We start from the raw sequence: 24,379 nt of genomic DNA, 5'->3' as shown, positions 1-24,379 counted from the left end.
GATCAGGCCGACGATCGCCGTCGTCCACAATGATCGGGCCGGAGCGCCGGTCATTGGTTGATCTGCATCTCGTACATCACCCAGTTCCCATCACGGAGCAGCAGGGTGAACTCCATGGTCCCGGTGCCCGGAGTGTGCGACACGGGGGCAGCACTTGGTGACGGCCGCTCCTCGTAGGCACCGCTCTTGATCGTGGCCGAACCGCCGACCTTCTTCGTGTCGGCTCCCCGATAGATTTCCTTGACGGTGGCCAGGCGGTCTTTGTAGTCGCCCTTCAGACCGCCGTTTTTCGCGTTGACCTTCCGGCTGAAGTCGGCGATCCCTTTGCATCCGATGCAGCCTTTGTCGCTGTCGGCAAGCAGCGGACCGGTGTCGCCGGTTTCGGACGCATGGTTCATCAGCGTGACGTAGAAGCTGATGAACGCTTCGCCGGCAGCGAGGCTGGATCCGCTGGCGGCTGGCGGCCGGGTCGGACTCGTTGCGGTTGGCGTCGGCGTGGTTCCAGTCGATCCGCTCGGCGTGCCCGACGAGGACGGTGGGGCCGTGTTGGGCCGGCCGGCTTCGGGGCTGCCGGGGCCGCAGGCGGTGAGGGTCTGGGCGGCTAGGCAGGTGGCTGCCAGGAAGGTCAGAGTGTTGCGGGGGGTCACCGGTATCACCTCTCCGTAGTCATCTCTGATCGTAGAGGGAGGGGGTGGCGGGTGGGGATGTCAGTTCGTGCAGGTGTGGATAACTGGCCAGGAGCCGTCCGGCTGGGGGGTTAGAGGCGCGGACGGCTCCTGGTGTTGAAGAGACGGCGGGGGGTGCGGGTTATGACGCGGAGTGAGGTGTGGTGTGGGTCACGGGGGTGTATTGGACGTGGAGGGCGGCGGTGGTGAAGCCGAGGGAGGTGTAGAGGTGGCGGGCGGGGGTGTTGGTGCCGTCTACGTAGAGGGTGATGGTGTCGAGGTTGCGGGTGGTTTGGAGGTGGTGGAGGCCTTGGAGGGTGAGGGCTTTGCCTAGGCCGAGGCCTTGGTGGGCGGGGGAGACGCCTACGACGTAGACCTCGCCGGTGGCGTCCTCGACCTTGGTCCAGTGGTAGCCGGCGAGGTTGCCTTCGGCATCGATGGCGAGGAAGAAGCCGGCCGGGTCGAACCAGGGCTGGTGGAGGCGGTCGGTGAGGTCGGACTGGGTCCAGGCGCCTTGTTCGGGGTGGGTGGCGAAGGCTTGGTGGTTGACGTCGAGCCAGGCGGCGTCGTCCTGCCCAGGGACGAAGGTGCGGACGGTGAAGCCCTCGGGCCAGGTCGGCGTGGGGAGGTCGGCGCGGGTACGGCGGAGGAAGTACAGCTCGCGGGAGACCTCGAGGTTGAGGCGGGAGGCGAGGGCGTCGGCGCCGGGGAGGCGGCCGTGGGCCCAGATGGCGAGGCGGGGGCCGGCGTGGTCGAGCAGGGTGCGGAGGAGCGCCGTACCGGTGCCTTGGCGGCGGTACGACGGGGTGACGACCAGTTCGGCGGAGCCGTCGGGGGAGAGGGCGGCGTAGCCGATCAGGTTGCGGGCGGACTGGAGGCCGGTGGGTTCGAGGATGCCGGGTTCGCCGTCGTAGGCGAGGACGTGCAGGTCGCCGGGATGTTCGCCGTCGAGGTGCAGGAGGGTGCGTTCGTCGAGCGGGTTCACACCGTCGCTGTCTGCGGCCGTGCGAGCGAGCTCTGTGACGGCGGCGGCGGTGGCCGGGGGCAACGGTGAGGGAACTGCTTCGAGGGTCACAAGGAATACCGTAAAAGGTCCTGGTGAGTTCGTGTCCAAGTCCTTGGAAGGGTTGCCGCGCGTCGGTTAGTTTCTCGGGACCACGCGGCAAATCCGCGCGGTGATCGCTACGACGACGGAGTAGACATGGCCTTGACAGGACGAGACGTGAAGTGGCTGAACCGACGCCGGGCCGTGGGCCTGGTCGCCGTCGGCGCGGCCGCGGTGCTCGGCTTGGCCACGGGGGGAACCGTGACCCAGGCAGCGCCGGCGAAACCGAAGCCGACGCACACGCAGATCCAGCTGCTCGCCATCAACGACTTCCACGGCAACCTGGAGGCGCCGAGCGGCTCGAGCGGCAACATCAACGGCGTTCCGGCCGGTGGTGCGGCGTTCCTCGCCACGCACCTGAAGCAGCTGCGCGCCGCCGCGGAGGCGAAGGGGCAGGACTCGGTGACGGTCGCCGCGGGTGACCTGATCGGGGCGTCGCCGCTGCTGTCGGCCGCGTTCCACGACGAGCCGACCATCGAGGCGATGAACGGGATGGGCCTGGAGGCCGCCTCGGTCGGCAACCACGAGTTCGACGAGGGCTGGCACGAGCTGCTCCGGATGCAGACCGGTGGCTGTCTGCCGGACGGCGACGGGCAGAACAACCAGAACTCCTGCCCGGACGCGGCGCACCCGTTCAAGGGCGCCAAGTTCAAGTACCTGTCGGCCAACGTGTTCTTCGAGAACACCCAGCGGACGCTGTTCAAGCCGTACACGATCAAGACCTTCGACGACGGCCGCAAGGTCGGCTTCATCGGCATGACGCTCGAGAACACGCCGAACATCGTCACCAAGTCCGGTGTCGAGGGGCTGACCTTCAAGGACGAGATCGAGACCGCGAACGCGCTGGTTCCGGAGCTGAAGAAGAAGGGCGTGAAGTCGATCGTCGTGCTGCTGCACGAGGGTGGCTTCCCGGCCGACCCGAAGGCGTACAACAGCTGCCCGGGGATCTCCGGCCCGATCGTCGACATCAACAAGGGTCTCGACCCGGAGATCGACGCGATCATCTCGGGTCACACCCACCAGGGCTACAACTGCAGCCTGCCGGACAGCGCCGGTCAGCCACGCCTCGTCACCAGCGCTTCGTCGTTCGGCCGCCTCGTCACCGAGGTCCGGCTGAGCATCAACAACGCGACCGGTGACGTCGACCGGCTGAACACGATGGCCAACAACCAGATCGTCACCCGCGACGTGCCGGCCGACCGCCGGACCAGCGAGCTGATCAGCAAGTACCAGACGCTGGTGGCCCCGATCTCCAACAAGGTGATCGGCCACCTCACCGGTACGTCGGTCTCCCGGACTCCGGACGATTCGCTCGAGTCCCCGCTGGGCGACCTGATCGCGGACGCGCAGCTGGCCGATCCGTCGGCGGTGACCGGTGGCAAGGTGCCGGTCGCGGCGTTCATGAACCCGGGCGGTATCCGGGCCGACCTCGCGTCCAACGCGGGTGAGGTCACCTTCGGGCAGGCGTTCACCGTGCAGCCGTTCAACAACTTCCTGGTCTCGATGGACATGACCGGGACGCAGATCAAGGCCCTGCTCGAGCAGCAGTTCTCCGGGGTGAACGGTCCGGAGGCCGGGAAGTACAAGGTGCTCCAGGTTGCCGGCATCACCTACACGTGGAACCCGGCCGCCGCGGCGGGCTCGAAGATCGTGCCGGGTTCGGTGAAGATCGGTGGTCAGCCGATCGTGGACGGTACGTCGTACCGGATCGTCACGAACAACTTCCTCTCCGACGGTGGCGACGGGTTCCCCGCGTTCACCACCGCGACGAACAAGTTCTTCGGCGGGCTCGACATCGATGCCTTCGCGAAGTACCTGACCGCGCACGACCCGTACACCCCAGGGCCGACGGACCGGATCTCGATCGGTTCCTGAAACTGGTTCTTCCTGTGAGTGCGACCCGCACTCACAGGAAGAACTTGAGCAGCACGAAGGCCAGCGCCGCGGCGGTGGTGAGCGCGGCGAGACTGCCGAAGCCCCGCCGCAGCGCTGCGCCGAAGACGGCCACCGTGAGCGGGACGAGCATCACCAGCAGCGTGACAGCGCCGGCGTGGACGCCGACGTGGCTGCGGCCGCTGAGCACGAGACCGAGCATCATCGCGAACGTGAGACCCAGCCAGGTGGACCGGCGGATCGGACCGTCAGCTGTGCGGTGACCGCGGTGCGAAGCGCGGGTCGCGCGGCGGTGCGAGGTCGGAGCAACGTGCGCCATCGAGGATCGGTGACCTTCCGTGGAACGTCGGAATACGCAAGGTAGCAGGATCCTTGACAGTCGTAAAAGGCCGTCGTCCCAGCAATCACACCAACCTCAGCTGTCACAGCACCGGTCTAGATCGCAGGCCCGGATCAGCCGCCGGCGAAGGGCGGCAGCGCGTCGACCTGAGCGCCGGCGGGGAGCGGTGTGCTGGCGTCCGCACGCTCGCCATTCAGCAGGAAGGTGCAGAGCGAAAGGACGCGGGCGAGCTCGGGCCGATCGGCCGAGACCGTGCTGATCAGATCCCCGAGCGAGGCGGCCTCTGCGGTCGCCGTGGCCGCTCCGGCGGCGCTGCGGGCGGCAGCGAAGTACCTGATGGTGACTTCCGCCATCTGGAGACGACCTCCCTAATCGGTTAAGTCTTCCGCTATTATGTCAGCTTGCTGTTGCTTTCCAGTGTCTCGGGCCCCCGGCAATGACGCCGCAGGGGCTCGACGTGCGCTACGACAGGAACAGGGGGACAACGTGAGCACGTTGCTTCTGCTGACGAACGCTCTGCAGGCCTCCACCGAGGTGCTGCCGTCGCTCGCGTTGCTACCGCACCAGATCCGGATCCTGCCCGCCGAGGTGGCCGCTCTGGTGGACGCCCCCGACGCGGACGCCGTCCTGCTGGACGCCCGCCGGGACCTGGTCGCCGTCCGTGGTGTCTCGCGCCTGATCCGTACGACGGGCATCGACGTACCGCTGATCCTCGTCGTCACCGAGGGCGGCCTGACCGCGGTCAACGCGGACTGGGGCGCCGACGACGTACTGCTGGACACCGCCGGCCCGGCCGAGATCGAGGCCCGGCTGCGACTGGTGATCGGCCGGCTCGCCGCGACCCGCAACGAGGACCCCGACACCAGCCTGATCCGTACCGGCGACGTGGTGATCGACGAGGCGTCCTACACCGCGAAGCTCAACGGGCGCGCGCTCGACCTCACCTACAAGGAGTTCGAGCTGTTCAAGTTCCTGGCGCAGCACCCCGGGCGGGTGTTCACCCGGGAGCAGCTCCTCCAGGAGGTCTGGGGTTACGACTACTTCGGCGGCACGCGGACGGTCGACGTTCACGTCCGGCGGTTGCGGGCCAAGCTCGGCCCGGAGCACGAGCAGCTGATCGGCACCGTCCGCAACGTGGGCTACCGCTTCGTGGTCCCGCCGACCACCAGCCAGCGCGAAACGGCCGAGGCACCGGCCTGAGTCAGTGCGAAGCCCCCGCGGGCAGGTAGATTCTGCCCGTGGCGATGGAGTCGGGGTCGTTGCTCACCACGGTGGGCCGCGCGGGGGTCTTGTTCAGCAAAGCTTGGCCGAGGTTGCTTGCGGTCTTTCTGATCGCGCAGCTCGCCCATCGGGGGCTGCAGTGGGTGGCCGTGCAGGCCGGCGCCGCCGCGGAAGCGGCCGGTCTCGCCGTGCTGGCGCTGATCGTCGTGGTCTCGCTGGCGATGTACGTCGCGATGTTCCTCGTCCTGCGTGGTGAGCTGCCGTTCCATCGCCGGGCCGTTGCCGAAGGCATGCTTGCCCCGGACGGCGTCGAGCCCGGCAAGGAGAGCCGTCCGGTCGACGCGCTGGCGGCCGCGCTGCTGCCCTTCCTGGCGTTCTACGCGGCGTACAAGTTCTTGCAGGCCGAGGCGCTGGACTACGAGTACAAGCTGGCTGTGCACCAGGTCAACGACACTGTGGCCAAGACGCTCGGCGGCGGCGCCGTAGCCGAGCCGTCCCAGGGGCTGCAGTCGTTGTCGACCTGGTTGTTCATCGGCCTCGGCGTTGTCGCCTACCTGCTCCGCTTCGCGTTCAAGAAGTGGAAGCGCGAGGACGAAGGCCCGGTCCGCAAGCTGTTCGTCACCTATCTCGAAGCCCTCTGGATCTTCGTGGTGATCTACCAGGCGTCGTCGTACGTCCCGTCGCCGAAGCAGTGGCTGCAGGAGCGCGTGATCTGGCAGTGGCTGCACGATGCCTACGTCTCGGTGCTCGACAACGTGCTGGGCGTGAGCCAGGTCCGCGAGATCTGGGACGCCGTGACCGGATTCATCGCGGCCGGTGTCGGTGACCTGTGGAGTGCCGCGGTGCTGCCGCTGATGTGGATCACAATGACCGCGGTGATCTACGGCCGCGCCGTGCACAAGGCGCAGAAGGCACCGCGCTGGCGCTTCGACCGGATCACGAACCGCTGGCAGCAGACGCCGCGGTTCGTGCAGGCGGCCGGCAACTCCGTCGTCGCGGACTGGAAGGATCGCTGGACGCCGGTGATGGACGCGTTCCGGCTGGTGATCCGCTCCGGGGTGCGCCCGATGCTCGGCTACTTCCTCGCCTGGGCGATCGTGACGTTCCTCGCCAGCGGTGTCTGGATGGCTCTGAAGCTCTGGGTGCTTGGCCCGCACACCTTGCCGTTCTGGCTGGTGATCGACGAGCCGCTGACCCTGATCACCGACGGGCTGAAGATCATGCTGCAGGTCAGCCTGCTCGCGGCCGCGTACGACCGGATGATCGGTGGCCTGGCCGGCTACCTGGACCGCGGTACGCACGCGGTCTACCAGCAGGACGACAGCGAGCAGGGCGGCGTCGCCGACCTGACCGCCGCTACCTCGGGAATGCCAGGTACTGAGGCGCGGTCGTAGCCCACGTCATCGTCGGCTGCACACTGGCCGCGACCGACGTCGGTACGACGAACACCGCCGTGATCTCGTAGGGCTTCCCGGCGACCGGCTTCACGTAGTACTCGGCGAGCGGACCACGCCAGCTCTGCGGCTTGTCGTCGTACCCGCCGGTGCAGCTGTTCGGCCGGTCCTGGTAGTCGTCGGCGAGGATGTCCTCGTCCCAGATCCGGCCGTCCGGGGCGCGCAGATGCGCCCGGCAGCCGCCGAGCCCGGGCTGGTCGAGCGTCGCCAGATTGTCCACCTGAAGCCGGAAGTGCACCCGGATCCGGGTCGTGTTCGGCGGCATCGGATCCGCGGCCCCGGACCGCTTGGCCGGCGGATTCTCCTCGACACTCGCCGCGAACCACGTCGCTCCCTGGTACGGCGTCCCGCCGTCGGCGACCACGACCGGGTCGCGCGGCTCGGCGTCGTACCAGGACTTGTAGTCCTCCCTGGTCGTCCACCAGCCGGCCAGCGGCACGGTGATCACCAGCGAGGCCAGAGCGGCGACGTTCTTGCTCAACCAGCCTCGGCGGGCCCGGCGCGCCCCGGTCACGAGGTGCTCACCCGGGCGAAGGTGACGACGGCGCCGACCTCGGGAGTCTTGTCGCCGAGCGGGACGTTCACCTCGGGCTCGAGGTCGTTCATGATCGCCTTCTCCATCACCTGCAACGTTGCTCCCGGCAACTTGTCGGCCGGCATCTCGACCACGAACGAGCCGTGCGCCGGGATATCGGGCGCGAACTGGAAGCTGGTCAGGTCGACCCGGTCCAGGCCGCTGCGGTTCGCGCCCAGATAGGTGATCCCGTCGGAGCTGCGGATCTGCACCTGGTTCAGGTGGATCGGCTCCTGGGTCGCGGTGACGGTCGCGTCGACGACCACGAAGCTCGTCTTCGTCTTGCGGTCCGGCGCGCTGCCCGGGATCTTCAGGGTCTTGCCGACCCGCACGGCGTCGACGGTCAGCGTGAATCGGCCGGCGTCCACCGCGCGGCCGACGATGCCGTTCACCGGGGTCGGATCCTGGATGTCCTGTTGCGTCGGCGTCAGCCGGTAGAGCCCGATGATCGCGACCAGGACGAACGCCGCCAGGACGCCGTTGACGAGTTTGCGGCCGGTCACTTCGTGTTGTCCTTGACCTTGACGGTGCCTTCACCGGCGAGCTCGTCGGGCAGCCACTTCTCGTGGTGGTCCAGCAGCGACTCGTCGTAGTGCTTGTAGCCCTGCACGGCGACCTTGACCTCGGTCGGCAGCTCGGAGAGCTTCGGCAGCTTCCAGACGAAGGCCACCTCCTGCTCGGACTCCGGGGTCAGCACCGGGTTCATCGTCTCGTCGTCGATGGTGGTGGTGCCCATCGGCGCCTCGGTCTCCTTGATCCCCGGTACGCCGACCAGCCGGAACAGGTCCGACGGTGGCGTCGTACCGATGTCGTCGGTCACCTTGACCTTGGCAACGATCGCGATCAGCGCGCCGCCGGGCTCGGGCTGGAACAGCGGCTTCAGGTCTTTGACGGTGACGACCCGCTCGACGGTCACCGCGAACCGCCCGGCGTCCACGGCCGCCCCGGCGGTCAGCGGCGGGACCTCGGCCGAAGCCTTGTTCAGGCCGCCGAAAGCCGCCGAGATCGCCAGTACGACGGCGCCCGCGCCGATCACCCAGGTCTTGACCGACCGCCCGCGAACCTTGAGGTCCGCCAGCTCCGGAAGCTCTTCGGGCTCCTGCTCTTGTCCTTGCGCTTGCTCGGCCCGCCCCGGCGTCCCCGTCTCCTGCACGGGAAAAGGGTAACGAGCACCAGGGGCAACACGGTGTAATAGGGGTGTGGAGGAAACCGGGCTGATCGTGCGACCGGGGCTGGTGATCCCGGAAGGGGAGCTGTCCTGGCGGTTCTCCCGCTCGGGCGGACCGGGCGGGCAGTCCGTGAACACCACCGACAGCCGGGTCGAGCTCAGCTTCGACCTCGCCGGTACGACGGCACTGTCCGGCGTACTGAAGGAGCGGGCGCTGGAGCGGCTGCAGAGCCGGCTGGTGGACGGCGTACTGACCATCGCGGCCTCCGAGTACAAGTCGCAGTGGCGCAACCGCGAGGCGGCACGTGCCCGGCTCGTGGCGTTGCTCAAAGAGGCGATCGCACCGCCGCCGAGGCCGCGGCGTCCGACCAAGCCCAGCAAGGGCGCGGTGCGGCGCCGGCTCGACGACAAGAAGCGCCGCGGCCAGACCAAACGGCTGCGCTCCCGCCCCGACGACTAACCGCGTGTCCACGGAGTGAAACGATCGCTGGAGCTGAAAATCCACCGACGTACTCTGGTTTGTTGTGAGCCTAGGACTGTGGGTGCTGGCTGGCGCGCTCGTCGCCGGAGTGGTGCTCAGTGTGCTCAAAACCTGGATCGACGGACGATTCCGGCAGAAAGGGAGTGACGTGGAGAGAGTCTCCGCAGCCGACGTAGGTGTCGAGCTGGGCGAGCGGGCCACGTTGCTGCAGTTCTCCTCCGCCTTCTGCGCGCCCTGCCGGGTGACCCGGCGGACGCTGGCCGAGGTCGAGGGCATGGTCGAGGGCGTCCGGCACGTCGAGCTGGACGCGGAGTCGCACCTGGAGCTGGTGCGGAAGTTCGACATCCTGCGGACGCCGACCACGCTGGTGCTGGACAGTACTGGAGCGATCGTGAAACGCGCCAGCGGCGCCCCGCGCAAACCGGATGTGATCGCCGCCCTGGCCACCGCGATCGACCGTCAGCCGAACTGATACCTGCATCTGGATGGCGCGATGGCCCACCCGTGGGCAATGCTTTGCGGGTGAGCTTCCCAGCCGGTTGGTACGACGACCCTCAGGACCAGTCCCAGCAACGCTACTGGGACGGCAGCGTGTGGACCGATCAGCGGCGTCCACGTGAGCAGCCGTCGCCGTACCAGGGGCAGTACGGTCAGCCCGCCCAGAGCCAGCAGCATTACGGCGGTCAGCCCGCGCAGCACGGTCAGGTGTACGGCGGCGCACAGCCCCGGCCGCCGGCGCAGGACCGGCCGATCTACGGCCAGCCGGGTCCTGTGCCGCCGCAACCGCAGTACGGGCGGGCCCAGTACGGCCAGCCGCACCAGCAGCACGGCTACCCGGCGTACCCGCAGCAGCAAGGTGGTTACGGCTACGCGGCGCAGAACAAGTTCGCGACCCCGGACGGCCAGCCCCTGTCCGGCTGGTGGCGGCGGGTCGGCGCGCGCATCATCGACAACATCCTGGCCGGCATCATCGCGCTGCCGTTCTCGGGCTACTTCATCTGGCAGTACATGCAGTGGGCGATCGACTACTTCCAGGGCGTCTTCGACGCGGCGGCCGCGGGTACGCAGCCGCCCAGCTCGGCGCTGCCGGCCGAGGTCTACAAGTGGATCATCCCGATCACGCTGATCAGCGCCGCGGTCGCCTTCGCCTACGAGTTCTTCTTCCTGACCAAGAAGGGCGCGACCCCGGGCAAGATGGCGCTCAGTATCGGCGTCCGGCTGCGGGACCGCCCGGGCCTGCCGAGCAACGTCGCGATCGCCAAGCGGGCCGGATTCTTCGCCGCCATCGGCGTCCTCGGCCTGGTCCCGCTGGTCGGCTCGCTGCTCGGGCTGGTCGCACTGCTCGACTACCTGTGGCCGCTGTGGGACGACAAGAAGCAGGCGCTGCACGACAAGATCGCCGAGACGAACGTCGTCCGCACCTAGTATGTCCGCATCCTGATCAGTTGTCTCACTAAATGGGACAACTGAGAACCTCGTGCTCCACGTTCCGTACTCTCGGAGCGTGGAGTACACGACCTTGCTGACCAAGCGCCGCGCAGTGGACAACTGCCGCATGCGCTCGTCGCTGTGTCGTGGCCGCTGACCAGGCGGCGTCCCGAGCGCTGTGGAACTGATCGCTGAGCGCGGTTCCACGTACGTCGTCTCCCGCAGGTACGGGCGGGTCCGGCTCGAACCACTCCTCCTCCAGGAGTCGTCATGTCCGAACAGACGGCCAAGCTTTCTCCTCCCCAGGTCGACCCGCGGGGGCTCCGGTTCGCAGCCGGTGTGACCGCGGTTCTGCTGGCGTTGACACTGATCCTCGGTAACCCGTGGATCCTGGCGGTCCAGACCCTGGTGTTCGCGATCGGGACCGCCTTCGGCGTCCAGGCGTCGCCGTACGGCCAGGTCTTCCAGCGGGTCGTCCGCCCGCGCCTCGGACCGCCGCAGGAGCTGGAGGACGCGGCGCCGCCGCGGTTCGCCCAACTGGTCGGGCTGATCTTCGCGATCGCCGGCCTGATCGGCTATCTGAGCGGCGCGACCGTGCTCGGAGTGGTCGCCACCGGATTCGCCCTCGTCGCCGCGTTCGTGAACGCGGCTGTGGGGCTCTGCCTCGGCTGCGAGGCCTTTCTACTGATCCAACGCATTCGTACGCCAAGCACCGCTACCAACTGAGTGAGAGAGGCAGCACACATGAGCAGGGAAACCGCGCTCGTCTCGGCCGACTGGGTCGAGGAGCACAAGAATGACGCCAACGTCGTCCTGATCGAGGTCGACGAGGACGTCTCGGCGTACGACGCCGGCCACATCGCCGGTGCGATCAAGCTGGACTGGAAGGACGACCTGCAGGACCCGGTCCGCCGGGACTTCGTCAACCAGCAGCAGTTCCAGGAGCTGCTGTCCGGCCGCGGTGTCAAGAACGACGACATCGTCGTGCTGTACGGCGGCAACAACAACTGGTTCGCCGCCTACGCCTTCTGGTACTTCAAGCTCTACGGTCACGCCGACGTCCGCCTGCTCGACGGCGGCCGCAAGCGCTGGGAGCTGGACAGCCGCGAGCTGACCGACGAGGTCGTCAAGCGCGAGGCCACCGAGTACGTCGCGAAGGAGCCGGACCTGTCGATCCGCGCGTTCCGCGGTGAGGTCGAGGAGGCCATCGGCGTCAAGAACCTGGTCGACGTGCGCAGCCCCGACGAGTACGCCGGCCGGCTGCTCGCCCCGGCCCACCTTCCGCAGGAGCAGGCGCAGCGCGCGGGTCACATCCCGACCGCGGCCAGCATCCCGTGGAGCAAGGCGGCCAACGACGACGGCACCTTCCGCTCCGACGACGAGCTGAAGACCCTGTACGCCGACGCCGGGGTCGACTTCGGCAAGGACACCATCGCGTACTGCCGGATCGGCGAGCGCTCCGCGCACACCTGGTTCGTGCTGCACGAGCTGCTCGGCCAGGAGAACGTCAAGAACTACGACGGTTCGTGGACCGAGTGGGGTTCGCTGGTCGGCGTACCGGTCGCCCTCGGCGACGAGCCCGGGGAGGCCTGACATGTGCGGAGCCAAGAAGGGCGGCCTTGATCTCAAGGGCGTCGACGTGGACAAGGAAGCCGTGATCCAGGGCCAGGTGCTGCGCGGCGAGGAGCCGGTCGGCGGCGCGTACGTGCGGTTGCTGGACGCAACGGGTGAGTTCACCGCCGAGGTGCCGACGTCGGCCACCGGGCACTTCCGGTTCTTCGCCAAGCCTGGTGAGTGGACGCTGCGCACGCTTGCGCCCAAGGCCGAGCCGGTCGACCGCCAGGTCGTCGCCCAGTACGGCGCGGTCGCGGAAGTGGCCGTTACCGTCTGACTTCTGGCTCGTTACTGATGGTGCCGCCGTCACGGGACGGCGGCCCACCCTGAGGCAGTTCCCGAAGGGCCCGGACCTTGCGCGTCCGGGCCCTTCGGCATGCCCGGAACTCCTTGCGGGCAACGGATCGGTGGTCATTCGGCCGGGGTTATGGGTGCGGGTTCATTGAATCGCAAGGTAACGGTTTGATCTCGGAGCGCATCAGGCTCGTTACCTACCGCAACTGCCCGAGTTGTCCTCTGTGTCCTGGCCCGCGCTACGGGTCATGTCATCACTCAGGGAGGAGGGGTCATGGGACCCCGCATCAACAAGAAGCTCGCCGCCGTCGGTGTAGCGGCGGTCGTCGGCGTCGCTTCTACGATCGCGCTGACTTCGGGCTCTGCGTCCGCGTCGCCGGTCTTCGGCTACAGCGGCTACGGCATCGGTGTCGAGGCCACGGGCGGTGTCGTCAACAGCGGCCCGCAGACCGTGAGCACCATCAGCTGCACCACGAACGCGTCGGCCAAGATGTCCAACGACGTCGCCGCGGCGAACGTGAACAACCAGGCGATCGCGCGCACCGTGCGGACCGACACCCACGCGTTCAACAACAAGTCCGGCAACGGCGTCACCAGCAACGCTTCGGCGGTCGACATCAAGATCGGCAGCCTGCTCCAGCTGTCCGGTGTGAAGACCACCACCACGGCTGTCTACAAGAACGGCAAGCTCTCCTACACCGGCGGCACCACGTTCGCCAGTGTGAAGATCGGTGGCATCTCGGTGCCGTCGCTGATCAAGCCCGACTGGAACACCAAGGTCGCCGTTCCGGGCCTCGGCTACATCGTGCTGAACCGCGTCGGTGGCGTGAAGAGCGAGAGCGGCATCTACTCGTACGCGCAGGCCGTCGTGGTCCACGCGAACGTGAAGAACAAGTACATCCCGGAGGGTGTCGACGTCGCGATCCTGAAGACGCGCGCCGAGATCGCCAAGCCGGCCGTCGGGATCGTCATCGGTGACGCCTTCGTGACCAAGGCGAACGTCGACAAGCTGGTCGTGTCCGGCCCGACGTCGTACCAGGCCACCTGCAAGGGCACCGAGGGCAAGACGATCCGCGCCTCGGTGGGCGAGGTCGTCATCCCGAAGGTCGCCTACGTCGGTGCTGCTTACACCACGAAGAACGGCTACCAGAACGCGAGCAAGGCCGCCGTCAACTTCACCTCGCACGTCGCGGGTGTGAAGGTCGGCAACCTCGCCATCGGCGCCATCAACTCCTCGGCGTCGGCCTGGAAGACCAAGGACGGCAAGTACGGCGTCGACTCGAAGTCGAGCATCGCCTCGATCTCGGTCAACGGCAAGGTCTACCCGGTCAAGACCGGCGTGAACTCCACGCTGGACATCCCCGGCATCGCCAAGCTGACCTTCAACCAGGTCGTCAAGCAGCAGCGGTACATCGCGGTGAACGCACTGGTGATCGATGTCTACAGCCTGAACACCAAGGTTGTCGTCGGCCACTCCGCCGCGGGCGTCATCGGCTGATCGAGCCACCTGTCTGAGTCGAACCTCACCGTCTCAGAAATCTGAGAACCGCCTCGGGTCCTTCGGGATCCGGGGCGGTTTCTCTTATGCCAGCAAGCGTGCGGCGAGCTCGGCGTTGCGTTGGGCAAACAACTGCCAGGCCGGCGGAGTGGCGGCCACCCGATCGCGTGCGGTGCGCTCGCTCATCGCGTGCTGGCTCCAGGTCCGCACCCGGCCGTCGCGCAGTCCGAAGCCGACCATGACGCCGTCGGCCCATCCGAAGACGTCCGCATCGTCAGCTGTCAGCAGTGAGACCTTCTGCTCGGCCACGATCCACTCGAACGCCGCCAGCTCGTCCTGCAACTTCCCCGCGAACTCGAAGCGCAACGCCGCCGACGCACGGTCTCGCCGCCGGGCCAACTCGTCCCGTACGGCGTTCACCGCCGCAGGATCGCGATCGAGTACGGCGCACACCGCGCTCGTGAGCGCCTCCCGGTCGCTGGGGCTGACGCCGACGAGCTCGGCGAACTCGCGCAGACTGCCGTTGGCCTCGGCCGTGTACTGCAGTGGGATCACGCGGTGCAGGGCCGAGATCGCCTGCCGGATGCGGAGCCCGCCGAGGTAGGGCCCGAAGTGCCGGGCGCCCGACGTGATCGTGTGGGTGAATCGCAGACCGGGGCGAGCGGGACCAGCGTCGAACCGGATGTACCCGATGACCTCCTGGCCACCCTCGGTCCGGTTCCAGCGAGGCTTGGTGTGCTCGAGCAGGTTGCGCTCGAGCCAGGCTGCCTCGTGTTCGGAGTCGCACTCCACACCCTCGACCCGAGCGATCCGGTTCACCATCCGGGCCAGCCGCGGCCGGTCGCCGAGATGCGTCCAGTACGACAGCACACGGCGGCGCAGGTTGACCGCGCGGCCGATGTAGAGGACGCGGCCGTTGTCGTCGCGGAAGCGGTAGACGCCGGGCGCCTGCGGCAACCGACGGGCGACGAGACGGGCTTGATCCATGTCAGGCGTCGAGGATCAGTGTCACCGGGCCGTCGTTGACCAGGCTGACGTCCATGTGGGCGCCGAACCTGCCCCGCTCCACCTTCGCGCCCAACTCCTCCAGAGTCGCGCAGAAGGCGCCGTACAGGGGTTCGGAGACGGGGCCTGGGGCGGCTGCGTTCCAGGACGGGCGGCGGCCTTTGCGGGTGTCGGCGTACAGGGTGAACTGGCTGATCGCGAGGATCGGCGCCTGCTCGTCGGAGGCGGAGCGCTCGCCGTGCAGGATGCGCAGGGTCCAGATCTTCGCTGCCAGCGTCTTCGCCGTCGCAACCGTGTCGTCGTGCGTCACGCCGAGCAGGACCAGTAGCCCCGGCCCGTCGATCGCGCCGACCACCTCGCCCTCGACCGTGACGGACGCCTGACTGACTCGCTGCACGACTGCTCTCATAAGGCTAATCCTGCCGTGCCGGAAGAAATCCTGTGATGAGCTAGTTTGACCGGGGAATCTCCCGTCGTCAGCCGGGATCTGGCAGTATTTGCTCCATGGCCTCGACTTTGATCACCGTTGCCCCGACCGGCGCCGAGACCGCGAAGGCGGACTGCCCGGCGCTGCCCACCACGCTCGAGGAGCTCGTCGAGACGGCGAAGCGGTGTGAGGCGGCCGGGGCCGCGATGATCCACCTGCACATCCGGGACGGCGAGCACCGGCCGACGCTCGACCTCGGCCGACTGACCGAGGCGGTCGCCGCGGTCCGCGCGAACACCGGGCTGATCGTGCAGCTCTCCTCGGGCGGCGCGGTCACCGATCCGTACGACCACCGGCTGCGGGTGCTCGACGCCGCGCCGGACTCCTGCTCGCTGACGATGGGCACGGTGAACTTCGGCGACGACGTCTTCATGAACCCATGGCCGTTCGTGACCGAGCTCTACCAGCTCAGCCAGGAGCGGGAGATCGTCCCGGAGTTCGAGCTGTTCGACCTCGGCCAGGTCGCCGCGCTGCACCGCTTGCTGGACAAGTTCGGCCTCCCGTACGGCGGCCGCGTCCACTGCGACCTGGTGATGGGTGTGCCCGGCGGCATGCCCGGTACGACGGATGCCCTGGTGGCCGCGGTGAACGCGCTGCCGGCCGCGGTGACGTCGTGGTCCGCCACCGGCATCGGGCGCTCGTCGATCACCGTCGCGCTGGCCGCGTTGTCGAAGGGCGGCCACCTCCGCGTCGGCATGGAGGACACGCTGACCCTGGCCAAGGGTCAGCCGGTGAACCACAACGCGGAGCTGGTCGAGCGGGCCGCCGCGCTCGCGACGATGGCTCAGCGGCCGCCGATGTCACCGGACGAGGCGCGTGACCTGCTCAACGTCAAGCGTGACCGCTGAACAACGAACACCACCAGGCCGACCGCGACGATCGTTGCTTCGAGCAACAGCCAGTCCCGGAGATAGTTGCGCGGCAGGACGGTCGGGTTGGCGCCCTTGCCCTGCCGCAGCAGCAGCGGAATCGCGATCAGCGTGGTGATTCCGACGTACAGCAAGGTGGTGCGGACGGCGCCGACCGTGCGGTGATGGTCGGGGCCGATCGACCAGCGGGTGACGAGCCAGCCGGCGGCGACGGTGATCGGGACGAGAAAGGCGTCGTCGACGAGGACGGCGCCGCCCAGCCAGAGCGGCAGCCGGATCAATTGCGGCGGCTCCAGCGCCTGGAGCATCAGCCAGACACCCCAGAGGCCGAAGCCGACGCCGACCGCGATCAGGGCGGCGCGGGCCTTCATCTGATGACCTCCAGTCGGTGCACCCATTTGGTCTGCAGGACGCCAGGGCGGTTCGGCGCGATGATCCGGGCCGGGAATCCGTGGTCGAGGGCGAGCTCGGCGCCGTTGAGCCGCAAGGCGAGCAGCGTGAGCGGATCGGCGGCGTACTCCGGCGGAAGCTCGGTTGTCGCGTAGAAGCCGCCCTTCTCCATCGAGACGACGCGGACTCGGGACGACGCCGGAGCGCCGCAGAGTTCGAGCAGGTCGCGGATCCGGATGCCCTCCCAGTGGGCGCCCTGGCTCCAGCCTTCGACACAGGCGATCGGCAATGCAGAGCGGCGCTGCGGAAGCTGCTGGAGATCCGCCAGCGACAGCGATAGTTGCTGAGGGCCACTGACCGTGAAGCGCCAGTCGGCCGCGACGGCCGAGACGCCCGCGTCGTGGGCCGTGCGGTTGACGGGCAGGCCTTGCGGGCCGATGTTCGGCTTGCGTGGTGCGAGAACGGCGACCGGCCCGAACGCCGATACGGACTGACCGATGGTGCTGATTCCGACCAGCGAGGCAGCGCCGGCAACGGTACGGAACAGTCCCCGGCGGGTCAGCCCGGTGGTTGCTGGCGGCAAAGACTCTGGCACGGCTTCCGTCGTACGGCGCCAGTGGGCGCGGATCAGCGGGAGCTTCACGGCGATGTGGACGAGCAGTGCGCCGACGATGATCCAGGCCAGGGCGTAGTGCGTCTGCTTGAACGGAAACGGCCACGGATACCACTGCAGAGTGTTGAGATAGCCGAGGAACAGCTCCAGCGCCATCGCCGAGACCAGAACCAGGATCGATCCGCGCTCGAGCAGCGTCTTGAGCTCCGGCTTCGCGAAGAGCTTGGGGTAGACCGTCCAGAGCTTTGCCAGCAGCAACGGTACGGCGACTGTCCCGCTCAGCACGTGCAGACCCTGAGTCACTCGGTAGAGCGAGGCCGGGCGGGTCGGGATGTGCAGCCAGGCGGGCGTTTCCTGGACGAAATGACTGAACAGGCCGGTCAGGAAGCAGATCGCCACCGCCGCGGCCAGCCAGCGGCCGAGCACGGTCGCCACCCGCGGATGGTGCAGTGGCGACCGAAACGAGTTCTCCGTCGGAGGGGCCGGAAGCTTCATGTCTCAACTACAGCGCAGATCACGGCCGCTGAACGGCGATCACCGGTTACTGCTCGCGAACGGGATCCGTTGCAGCTTTCGGCACGTCTATGCACGAGGTGGACGGCCTGCCGAAGGCATAGGCTGGGGCGGATCAGGGGAGAGGAGTGAGTAGCAGGTGAAGACGCAGCAGCGGCCGTCCGACGACGACGAGCGCGCCATGGCGGACCTGGCCGAGGTGTCCGAGTGGACGTCGGTCTGGGGACCGCCCGGAGCCGGCCCGGAGGCCATCCGGCAGCGCGTCCTGCGAGTCACTGCCGCCACCGGCTGGCGCCCCTGGGCGCCGGGGAACATCGACCCCGAGCAGTTCACCTGGGGCCTGATCACCCCGCGCGAGACCGTCATGCTGCTGCTCCCCGACGCCGTACTGCCGGAGAGCCCGCGCAGTGGCTGGTCGGCGTACGACATCGGGCCCGGCGAGCTGCCCGCGGCCGAAGAGGGGCTCGACGAGCACTGGCCGGCCGAGATCGAGCGCGGCCGCCGGCACTGGGGCGCCCCGGTGTACGTCGGTCCCGGATCGGATCCGCGGGTTCCGCCGGAGTGGCGGGGCCGGCGACGGCACCTGGCCGTCTGGCTGCGCCCGGGCGCCGAGTTCCATCTGTATGCCACGCAGCCGACTGTGGACACCCCGCAGGCCGGGTTCGGGTACTCCGTCTATGCGAGCGAGGTCGCCTGATGGCTGATGAAGCCGAAGAGATGCTGGAGATCCTGTTCAAGCAGGTCCGGAAGCTGGCCCGGGACCTGGACAGCTTCCGGCGGCAGCTCCAGCAGAACCGGCAGGCGCAGATGCCGCGCCCGTTGATGGAGGAGATCCGCAACATCCAGCGGCACCACTGGGGCGTGGATCAGGTCACCTCCCAGCGGCCGCCCACGGAGCGGTACGCGCAGTTCGAGCGCGAGGTGCAGACGTTGCGGCAGCGCGAAGCCGATCTGCGCCGCGAGCTCGACGACCGGCAGCGGGAGCTCGAGGCGAACCAGGACCTGAACCGGGACGGCAACCCGGACGACTCGCGCAACGACATCGAGGAGCGCGACGAGGTCACCGACGACCGCGACGAGCGCTCCGAGCAGGAGCAGCAGGACGAGCGTGAGCGCGAGGAGCAGGAGCAGCGCGAGCGCGAAGAGGAAGAGCGGCAGCGCGAGCAGGAAGAACAGCGCGAGCGCGAAGAAGAGGAGCGCAAGCGGCAGGAGGAGGAGCAGCGCGGCACTGAGTCCGGTACGCCGAACCCCAGCCTGCCGGTCGCCGAAGCCGCCGCGGGCGCCGGCGCCGCGGCCGCGCTCGACGACGACTTCGACCAGACCGCCGAGCAGATGCGCGCCGACAACGAGGCCGCTCGCGAGCAGTCCCGGCAGTCGATGGAAGCGCAGAGCGAGCAGATCCGCGAGCAGCAGCGCCAGGAGATGGAGAACTCCGGCGGCCTGGGCGACCGTGAGCTGGTCGACGAGGTGCGCGCCGAGGCCGAGCAGCGCAACGAGATGCCGCCGCGAGATGTGGCCGAGCAGGTCGAGGAGGCTCGCAACCAGCAGGACCAGTCGCAGGAGTCTCCGCAGCAGGAGCAGACGGAGACCCGGCAGGAGCAGCAGCCCAGCCAGGAGCAGGCGCAGCAGCAGCGGGTTGAGCAGGAGCAGCGCGACCAAGCCCAGCAGGAGCAGCGCGAGCAGGCGCAAGACCCGCAGCAGGCTCAGGAGCAGGCAGCTCAGCAGCAGGATCCGCGGGAGCAGACTCAGGAGCAGGTGCGCGAACAGCAGGAGCGCGAGCCGCAAGCTCAGGAGGAGCGCGAGCAGGTCGAGCAGGACGGTGTGGACGGCGACGAGCCGGAGAGTCGCCGCGAACAGGAGACCGAGCGCCAGGAAGAAGACCGGGAGCAGGCCGACGTCGGTACCGGCGAGGCGTTCCCGACCGGCGGCGACCACGAGGTCGCGGACCGGGCCGCCGAACAGGCCGAGCAGCCCGACGGCCGGGTCAACGCGGAGGATCAGCTCCTCGAGCAGCAGCGGCTCGATCGCGAGCAGCAGGACGGCGCGAGCCCGCAGCAGGACGGATCCACCCGCAGCCAGATGTCACCCGAAGAAGTGCAGCGCAACCAGAACGCCTACAGCGCCGGTACGGCGAGCCCGAGCGGCGCGGTCGGCAGCCGCCCGAACGGTGAGGCGCTCGAAGGCGCTCGCGGCGGCCAGACCGCTGCCCAGCTGCACGCGAAGACCACCGGCCGCGGCGGCCGCGAGCAGAGCGGCCACGAACTCAGCAAGGGCTAGTAGACGATGGCCTGGGCGGTGTCGGCCAGGATCTCCTCGGTGAACGCGGGCGCTCCGGCGATCCGCGTCCCGGGGAGCAGGTCGGCCTCGGTCAGGTCGCGGCGCTTGACGCACTGCGTGCAGGCGGTGAGCTGACCACCCTCCAGGACCGCGGCGAGCAGGTCAGCGAGCGGTGCCGCGTGCGGGAGCTCGAAGGCCTCCGCCCGGCCCGGTACGGCGAACCAGACGGCGTCACCGGTCAGCCAGAGCGACACCTCGGCACCGGCGGCGACCGCTGTGGCGGCCACCGTGAACGCCTGGTTGGCGCGCTCCGGCTCGTCGGCGCCTGCGGTCAGTTTGATCACCAGCGTGCGGGACATCACGCCACGGTAGCCGAAGCCCCGCGAACCATCCTCTAGACTCGTGATCGTGCTCCACGTCATCTTCACCACGCTGCTGGTCCTGGTGTCCATCTTCATGGGCTGGTTCTCGGCATACGTCGTCTACCGGCTGTTCCGCGGCCGCCAGGCGAGCTGAGCGACCCCGATGGCGTTCGAGATCCCGCAGAACCTGCACCCCGACCTGATGCCGCTGGCCTGGCTGCTCGGTCGCTGGGAGGGCCGCGGGCACGGTGACTACCCGACGATTGAGAAGTTCGAGTTCGGGCAGCAGATCGACTTCAGTCACAACGGCAAGCCGTTCCTGCACTACGTCAGCCAGACCTTCGTGGTCGGCGAGGACGGCAAGCGCGAGCGCCCGCTGGCACTCGAGACCGGGTTCTGGCGGCCGAAGCCGGACAACAAGCTCGAGGTGATCCTCGCGCACCCGACCGGCTTCGCCGAGATCTGGTACGGCGAGATCGAGGGCGCCAAGGTGGAGATGCGGACCGACGTGGTCGCCCGCACCGAAACGGCGAAGGAAGTCACCGCCGGCCACCGCCTCTACGGCCTGGTCAAGGGCGAGCTGATGTGGGCCTACGACATGGCCGCCGAAGGCCAGCCCCTCCAGCCCCACCTCTGGGCCACCCTCGTCCGCGCCTAGCTCTCGGCGACCCAGCTGTACTCCACCTTCGGGCGCCCGCTGCGCCCGTCGTACCGCTGCGTGCGCAGCGCCTGCCCCTGATCCGCCAGGTGTTCCAGATAGCGCCGCGCGGTGATGCGCGAGGTGCCGATCGAGCCGGCGACCTCTTCGGCGGTCCAGCCTTCACGGTTGCCGAGCAACTGGACGACACGGTCCAGCACCGACCCGGCGAGACCCTTCGGAACCGACGAGACCCTTGCCGGGTGCAGCAAACGGTCAACCTCGTCCTGGTCGGCGACGACCTGGCCGGCCTCGGCGGCACGGCGTTGCCGGGCGTACGCCGTGAGCCGGTCGCGCAACGTCTCGTAGGCAAAGGGTTTCAGCACGTACTGCACGACGCCGATCCGAGCCGCCGCCTGCACTGCCGCCACCTCGCGGGCCGCGGTCACCGCGACCACATCGGTTTGGTTGCCTAGGGCCCGCATTCGGCGGACGACGTCGAGGCCGTGACCGTCCGGCAGGTTCATGTCCAGCAGCACCAGGTCCACGCCCGGCCGGCTGAGCGTCTGGAGCGCGCGGGCCGCCGTACCGGCGATGCCGATACAGGTGAAGCCCGGCAGCCGGTCGACGTACGTGCGATGGGCTTCGGCCGCGACCGGGTCGTCCTCGACCACGAGGACCCGCAGGTCAGGCACTCGCGCTCACCGCCCGCGGCAGCCGGACCCGCACGGTCAGCGCCGGTACGTCGGCCAGTTCGGAATCGGGATCGACCATCAGCGTGCCCTGCCAGCGCTCGACCGTACTGCGGACCAGCACGAGCCCGAGGCCATGACCAGGCTCGGACTTCGTGGTCCAGCCGCGCTCGAACATGTGCGCCAGCTCAGTCGCACCGAGCTCGGCGCCGGTGTTGGTGACGATCAGGTCGATCGCGTCCGGCGTCGTACTGGCGCGGAGCTCGACGCGGCGCGGCGCCGGTCCGCCGCGAGCGGCCTCCATCGCGTTGTCGAGCAGATTGCCCACGACGGTGACCACGTCCTGCGCAGGGAGCCGGGTGTTGAGCGACTCCTGGCCGAGGTCGAGCGTGAGTGTGACGCCGCGCTCCTGAGCCTGGGCCAGCTTGGCGAGCAGCAGCGATGCGAGCACCGGATCGCCGACCGTGCCGACCACCCGATCCGTCATCGCCTGCGCGAACTGCAACTCCGACACCGCGAACTCCCTGGCCCGCTCCGGCTTGCCGATCTCGATCAGGCTGACGACGGTGTGCAGCCGGTTGGACGCCTCGTGGTTCTGTGCCTGCAGCGACTCGGCCAGGCTGCGGACCGCGTCCAGCTCGCCCAGCAGCCGCTGCAGTTCGGTGTGATCGCGAAGTGTCACGATCCGCCCGGCGCGGGACGGTTGCTGGTTCACGACCAGTACGCCGTTCGCGCCGAGATGCAGTTCGTCGTACGCCGTTCTGCCGTCGTGGAGGAGCTCGGCCAACGGCGTACCGAGGTGGAGTTCTTCGATCGGCGTACCGGGTGGGACCTGGCGGAGGCCGAGCAGTTGAAGGGCTTCGTCGTTGGCGAGCTGGACCCGGCCGTCGGCGTCCAGCAGGATCAGGCCTTCGCGCGCCGCATGCAGAACACCCTCGTAGAAGTCGAGCATCCGGGCGAGTGCCTGGGTGCCGATGCCGCGAGTGGCCCGGCGGACCCGCCAGGCGACCAGGGCGTTACCGGCGATCGCGACCCCGAGCATCAGGCTGGCGATCCCGAGCATCGGGCGCAGGTCGAGGCGGACGAGCTCGCCCAGACTTGCCGGGGCGGTGCCGGTGGCCGCCGCATCGCGGTCGGCCTGCGCGCGGGAGCGAGCCACGAGCGAGATCCAGACCATGACGATCAGCACGGCAACCGTGACCGTCTGCAACCAGAGGACCTGGCGACGGAGCTCCCACGGCCGGTGTTTCACACCGGACAGTCTGCACCGAGAACGATATGAACGAAACGCGCACTTCTCCTGTGCGTCACGTCACAGTTACTCAAGCCCTCCAGCCCAGTACTGCCCCGCCGGCCGATACAGGAGTCTTCATGGCCACGACCGAACCCCGACCGACCCCGGTCCGGAACGATCGAACCCACTTCCTCTACATCGCCGTCATCGTCGCCGCGTTCCTCGGTATCGGTGTCGGCCTGCTGTTCCCGAGCTTCGCGATGGAGCTGAAGCCGCTCGGCACCGGCTTCGTGAACCTGATCAAGATGCTGATCAGCCCGATCATCTTCTGCACCCTCGTCATCGGCATCGGCTCGGTCCGCCAGGCGGCCTCGGTCGGCAAGGTCGGTGGCCTGGCGCTCGTCTACTTCCTGGTGATGTCGACGGTCGCGCTGTTCATCGGTCTGGTGGTCGGCAACATCGTTCAGCCGGGCTCCGGTCTGAACCTGACCGACAAGCTGCGCGAGGCGGGCCAGAAACAGGCCTCCGGTGCGCACGCGACGACGACCGACTTCATCCTCGGCATCATCCCGAAGTCGCTGCTCTCCTCGCTGACCGAGGGTCAGGTCCTGCAGACGGTGCTGGTGGCCCTGCTGGTCGGGTTCGCGCTGCAGGCGCTGGGCTCGAAGGGCGCGCCGATCCTGGTCGGCATCGGTCACATCCAGCGGCTGGTCTTCAAGATCCTGTCGATGATCATGTGGACGGCGCCGATCGGTGCGTTCGGCGCGCTCGCCGCAGTGGTCGGCGCGGCCGGTTCGACCGCACTCCTCAGCCTGCTGAAGATCATGGTCGCCTTCTACATCACCTGTGCGCTGTTCGTGATCGTTGTCCTGGGCACCATTCTCAAGGTGGTCACCGGGATCTCGATCTTCCAGCTGCTCAAGTACCTGGGCCGCGAGTTCCTGCTGATCGTGTCCAGCTCGTCGTCGGAGACCGCGCTGCCCCGGCTGATCGGAAAGATGGAACACCTCGGCGTCGGCAAGTCCGTGGTCGGTATCACCGTTCCGACCGGCTACTCGTTCAACCTGGACGGCACCGCGATCTACCTGACGATGGCGTCGCTGTTCATCGCCGAGGCGATGAACACGCCGTTCTCGCTCGGGCAGCAGATCTCCCTGCTGGTGTTCATGATCATTGCCTCGAAGGGTGCCGCCGGTGTCACCGGCGCCGGCCTGGCCACGCTGGCCGGCGGCCTGCAGTCGCACCGCCCCGAGCTCGTCGACGGCGTCGGCCTGATCGTCGGCATCGACCGCTTCATGTCCGAGGCCCGTGCCCTGACCAACTTCGCGGGGAACGCGGTGGCCACCGTCCTGGTCGGCCACTGGGTCAAGGACTTCGACAAGGACCAGGCTCGCCAGGTCTTCGCCGGCGAGGACCCCTTCGACGAAGTGGCCTTCGCGGCCGGCGACACCCACGCCGGCGACCTACCGGCCGGCGACGTACCTGCCGAGGTCAACGACACCAGAACCCACTGACCACCCTTCCCACCCCCCACACTGCCCGCCGGTGCCACAGCCCGGCGGGCG

29 protein-coding genes are annotated in these 24,379 nt (G+C 68.4%); 15 read left to right on the top strand and 14 right to left on the bottom strand.

Annotated features, from left to right (window positions below):
- Positions 1 to 50: 50 nt before the first annotated feature.
- Positions 51 to 647 carry a DUF6318 family protein gene (locus ABZS29_RS35055; protein WP_355468742.1) on the bottom strand — a complete coding sequence of 199 codons (597 nt, stop codon included), beginning with the start codon at positions 645 to 647 and terminating at the stop codon, positions 51 to 53.
- A gap of 160 nt (positions 648 to 807) precedes the next feature.
- Entirely contained in the window at positions 808 to 1,740 is a 933-nt protein-coding gene (gene mshD / locus ABZS29_RS35050) for a mycothiol synthase (protein WP_355468740.1), read from the bottom strand.
- A 126-nt stretch (positions 1,741 to 1,866) separates the two neighbouring features.
- Here mshD and ABZS29_RS35045 point away from each other — a divergent pair, with 126 nt between their 5' ends.
- Complete coding sequence (locus tag ABZS29_RS35045; protein WP_355468738.1) at positions 1,867 to 3,645, top strand: bifunctional metallophosphatase/5'-nucleotidase; 1,779 nt, start codon at positions 1,867 to 1,869, stop codon at positions 3,643 to 3,645.
- Positions 3,646 to 3,676: 31 nt separating this feature from the next.
- Here ABZS29_RS35045 and ABZS29_RS35040 read toward each other — a convergent pair whose 3' ends face one another.
- Both ABZS29_RS35040 and ABZS29_RS35035 read right to left on the bottom strand, forming a co-directional pair.
- Positions 3,677 to 3,982 carry a hypothetical protein gene (locus ABZS29_RS35040; RefSeq protein WP_355468736.1) on the bottom strand — a complete coding sequence of 102 codons (306 nt, stop codon included), beginning with the start codon at positions 3,980 to 3,982 and terminating at the stop codon, positions 3,677 to 3,679.
- A 134-nt stretch (positions 3,983 to 4,116) separates the two neighbouring features.
- Positions 4,117 to 4,356: a MoaD/ThiS family protein gene (locus ABZS29_RS35035; protein WP_355468735.1), complete on the bottom strand. Its 240-nt coding sequence runs from the start codon at positions 4,354 to 4,356 to the stop codon at positions 4,117 to 4,119.
- Between the two features lie 133 nt (positions 4,357 to 4,489).
- On the opposite strand from ABZS29_RS35035, the gene ABZS29_RS35030 reads away from it, so the two are divergent.
- Positions 4,490 to 5,203 carry a response regulator transcription factor gene (locus ABZS29_RS35030; protein ID WP_355468733.1) on the top strand — a complete coding sequence of 238 codons (714 nt, stop codon included), beginning with the start codon at positions 4,490 to 4,492 and terminating at the stop codon, positions 5,201 to 5,203.
- Between the two features lie 44 nt (positions 5,204 to 5,247).
- Entirely contained in the window at positions 5,248 to 6,618 is a 1,371-nt protein-coding gene (locus ABZS29_RS35025; protein ID WP_355468991.1) for a hypothetical protein, read from the top strand.
- Here ABZS29_RS35025 and ABZS29_RS35020 read toward each other — a convergent pair.
- Genes ABZS29_RS35020 through ABZS29_RS35010 form a run of 3 tightly spaced genes read right to left on the bottom strand, consistent with a single transcriptional unit; the run spans position 6,581 to position 8,405 of the window.
- Entirely contained in the window at positions 6,581 to 7,192 is a 612-nt protein-coding gene (locus ABZS29_RS35020) for a hypothetical protein (protein ID WP_355468731.1), read from the bottom strand. The two genes, ABZS29_RS35025 and ABZS29_RS35020, sit on opposite strands and share 38 nt — an antisense overlap.
- On the bottom strand, positions 7,189 to 7,755 hold the full coding sequence (locus tag ABZS29_RS35015; RefSeq protein WP_355468729.1) for a hypothetical protein: 567 nt from the start codon (positions 7,753 to 7,755) through the stop codon (positions 7,189 to 7,191). Before ABZS29_RS35015 ends, ABZS29_RS35020 begins: the two co-directional genes overlap by 4 nt.
- A complete protein-coding gene (locus tag ABZS29_RS35010) occupies positions 7,752 to 8,405 on the bottom strand; it encodes a hypothetical protein (protein WP_355468727.1) in 654 nt (217 codons plus the stop codon). Before ABZS29_RS35010 ends, ABZS29_RS35015 begins: the two co-directional genes overlap by 4 nt.
- A 46-nt stretch (positions 8,406 to 8,451) precedes the next feature.
- On the opposite strand from ABZS29_RS35010, the gene arfB reads away from it, so the two are divergent.
- From arfB to ABZS29_RS34975, 7 genes are all read left to right on the top strand, one after another.
- A complete protein-coding gene (gene arfB / locus ABZS29_RS35005; RefSeq protein WP_355468726.1) occupies positions 8,452 to 8,880 on the top strand; it encodes an alternative ribosome rescue aminoacyl-tRNA hydrolase ArfB in 429 nt (142 codons plus the stop codon).
- A gap of 64 nt (positions 8,881 to 8,944) precedes the next feature.
- Complete coding sequence (locus ABZS29_RS35000; protein ID WP_355468724.1) at positions 8,945 to 9,373, top strand: thioredoxin family protein; 429 nt, start codon at positions 8,945 to 8,947, stop codon at positions 9,371 to 9,373.
- A 50-nt stretch (positions 9,374 to 9,423) separates the two neighbouring features.
- Entirely contained in the window at positions 9,424 to 10,326 is a 903-nt protein-coding gene (locus ABZS29_RS34995; protein ID WP_355468723.1) for an RDD family protein, read from the top strand.
- 273 nt (positions 10,327 to 10,599) lie between these two features.
- Positions 10,600 to 11,055, top strand: a complete 456-nt coding sequence (locus tag ABZS29_RS34990) for a DUF4395 domain-containing protein (RefSeq protein ID WP_355468721.1) — start codon at positions 10,600 to 10,602, stop codon at positions 11,053 to 11,055.
- Between the two features lie 18 nt (positions 11,056 to 11,073).
- Positions 11,074 to 11,922 (top strand): sulfurtransferase, encoded by an 849-nt coding sequence (locus ABZS29_RS34985; RefSeq protein WP_355468719.1) that lies wholly within the window; start codon positions 11,074 to 11,076, stop codon positions 11,920 to 11,922.
- A 1-nt stretch (position 11,923) separates the two neighbouring features.
- The gene (locus tag ABZS29_RS34980; protein WP_355468717.1) at positions 11,924 to 12,220 is read left to right on the top strand and encodes a DUF1416 domain-containing protein; all 297 of its coding nucleotides are present in this window, start codon (positions 11,924 to 11,926) and stop codon (positions 12,218 to 12,220) included.
- 291 nt (positions 12,221 to 12,511) lie between these two features.
- On the top strand, positions 12,512 to 13,735 hold the full coding sequence (locus tag ABZS29_RS34975) for a choice-of-anchor P family protein (protein WP_355468715.1): 1,224 nt from the start codon (positions 12,512 to 12,514) through the stop codon (positions 13,733 to 13,735).
- An 84-nt stretch (positions 13,736 to 13,819) separates the two neighbouring features.
- Here ABZS29_RS34975 and ABZS29_RS34970 read toward each other — a convergent pair whose 3' ends face one another.
- Together ABZS29_RS34970 and dtd are read right to left on the bottom strand one after the other, a co-directional pair.
- Positions 13,820 to 14,722 (bottom strand): GIY-YIG nuclease family protein, encoded by a 903-nt coding sequence (locus ABZS29_RS34970; protein WP_355468713.1) that lies wholly within the window; start codon positions 14,720 to 14,722, stop codon positions 13,820 to 13,822.
- Between the two features lies 1 nt (position 14,723).
- Positions 14,724 to 15,149, bottom strand: a complete 426-nt coding sequence (gene dtd / locus ABZS29_RS34965; protein ID WP_355468711.1) for a D-aminoacyl-tRNA deacylase — start codon at positions 15,147 to 15,149, stop codon at positions 14,724 to 14,726.
- A gap of 95 nt (positions 15,150 to 15,244) precedes the next feature.
- On the opposite strand from dtd, the gene ABZS29_RS34960 reads away from it, so the two are divergent.
- Positions 15,245 to 16,075: a 3-keto-5-aminohexanoate cleavage protein gene (locus ABZS29_RS34960; protein WP_355468709.1), complete on the top strand. Its 831-nt coding sequence runs from the start codon at positions 15,245 to 15,247 to the stop codon at positions 16,073 to 16,075.
- Here ABZS29_RS34960 and ABZS29_RS34955 read toward each other — a convergent pair.
- Together ABZS29_RS34955 and ABZS29_RS34950 are read right to left on the bottom strand one after the other, a co-directional pair.
- Entirely contained in the window at positions 16,012 to 16,467 is a 456-nt protein-coding gene (locus tag ABZS29_RS34955; protein ID WP_355468707.1) for a hypothetical protein, read from the bottom strand. The genes ABZS29_RS34960 and ABZS29_RS34955 overlap by 64 nt on opposite strands.
- Positions 16,464 to 17,534, bottom strand: a complete 1,071-nt coding sequence (locus ABZS29_RS34950; protein ID WP_355468706.1) for a molybdopterin-dependent oxidoreductase — start codon at positions 17,532 to 17,534, stop codon at positions 16,464 to 16,466. Before ABZS29_RS34950 ends, ABZS29_RS34955 begins: the two co-directional genes overlap by 4 nt.
- 217 nt (positions 17,535 to 17,751) lie before the next feature.
- On the opposite strand from ABZS29_RS34950, the gene ABZS29_RS34945 reads away from it, so the two are divergent.
- Positions 17,752 to 18,309: a hypothetical protein gene (locus ABZS29_RS34945; protein WP_355468704.1), complete on the top strand. Its 558-nt coding sequence runs from the start codon at positions 17,752 to 17,754 to the stop codon at positions 18,307 to 18,309.
- Complete coding sequence (locus tag ABZS29_RS34940; RefSeq protein ID WP_355468702.1) at positions 18,309 to 19,889, top strand: hypothetical protein; 1,581 nt, start codon at positions 18,309 to 18,311, stop codon at positions 19,887 to 19,889. The genes ABZS29_RS34945 and ABZS29_RS34940 overlap by 1 nt, the downstream gene beginning before the upstream one ends.
- On the opposite strand, the gene ABZS29_RS34935 is transcribed toward ABZS29_RS34940, so the two are convergent.
- Entirely contained in the window at positions 19,886 to 20,248 is a 363-nt protein-coding gene (locus ABZS29_RS34935; RefSeq protein WP_355468700.1) for a DsrE family protein, read from the bottom strand. The genes ABZS29_RS34940 and ABZS29_RS34935 overlap by 4 nt on opposite strands.
- Before the next feature lie 166 nt (positions 20,249 to 20,414).
- Here ABZS29_RS34935 and ABZS29_RS34930 point away from each other — a divergent pair, with 166 nt between their 5' ends.
- Positions 20,415 to 20,909 (top strand): FABP family protein, encoded by a 495-nt coding sequence (locus ABZS29_RS34930; RefSeq protein WP_355468698.1) that lies wholly within the window; start codon positions 20,415 to 20,417, stop codon positions 20,907 to 20,909.
- On the opposite strand, the gene ABZS29_RS34925 is transcribed toward ABZS29_RS34930, so the two are convergent.
- Positions 20,906 to 21,583, bottom strand: a complete 678-nt coding sequence (locus tag ABZS29_RS34925) for a response regulator (protein WP_355468697.1) — start codon at positions 21,581 to 21,583, stop codon at positions 20,906 to 20,908. The two genes, ABZS29_RS34930 and ABZS29_RS34925, sit on opposite strands and share 4 nt — an antisense overlap.
- On the bottom strand, positions 21,576 to 22,832 hold the full coding sequence (locus ABZS29_RS34920) for an ATP-binding protein (protein WP_355468696.1): 1,257 nt from the start codon (positions 22,830 to 22,832) through the stop codon (positions 21,576 to 21,578). The genes ABZS29_RS34925 and ABZS29_RS34920 overlap by 8 nt, the downstream gene beginning before the upstream one ends.
- Positions 22,833 to 22,951: 119 nt before the next feature.
- On the opposite strand from ABZS29_RS34920, the gene ABZS29_RS34915 reads away from it, so the two are divergent.
- Positions 22,952 to 24,328 carry a cation:dicarboxylase symporter family transporter gene (locus ABZS29_RS34915; RefSeq protein WP_355468694.1) on the top strand — a complete coding sequence of 459 codons (1,377 nt, stop codon included), beginning with the start codon at positions 22,952 to 22,954 and terminating at the stop codon, positions 24,326 to 24,328.
- Positions 24,329 to 24,379 lie beyond the last annotated feature (51 nt).

It is taken from the genome of Kribbella sp. NPDC005582, assembly GCF_040605415.1.
GTDB lineage: Bacteria > Actinomycetota > Actinomycetes > Propionibacteriales > Kribbellaceae > Kribbella.
This window is presented reverse-complemented; position numbering and strand designations above follow the sequence as displayed.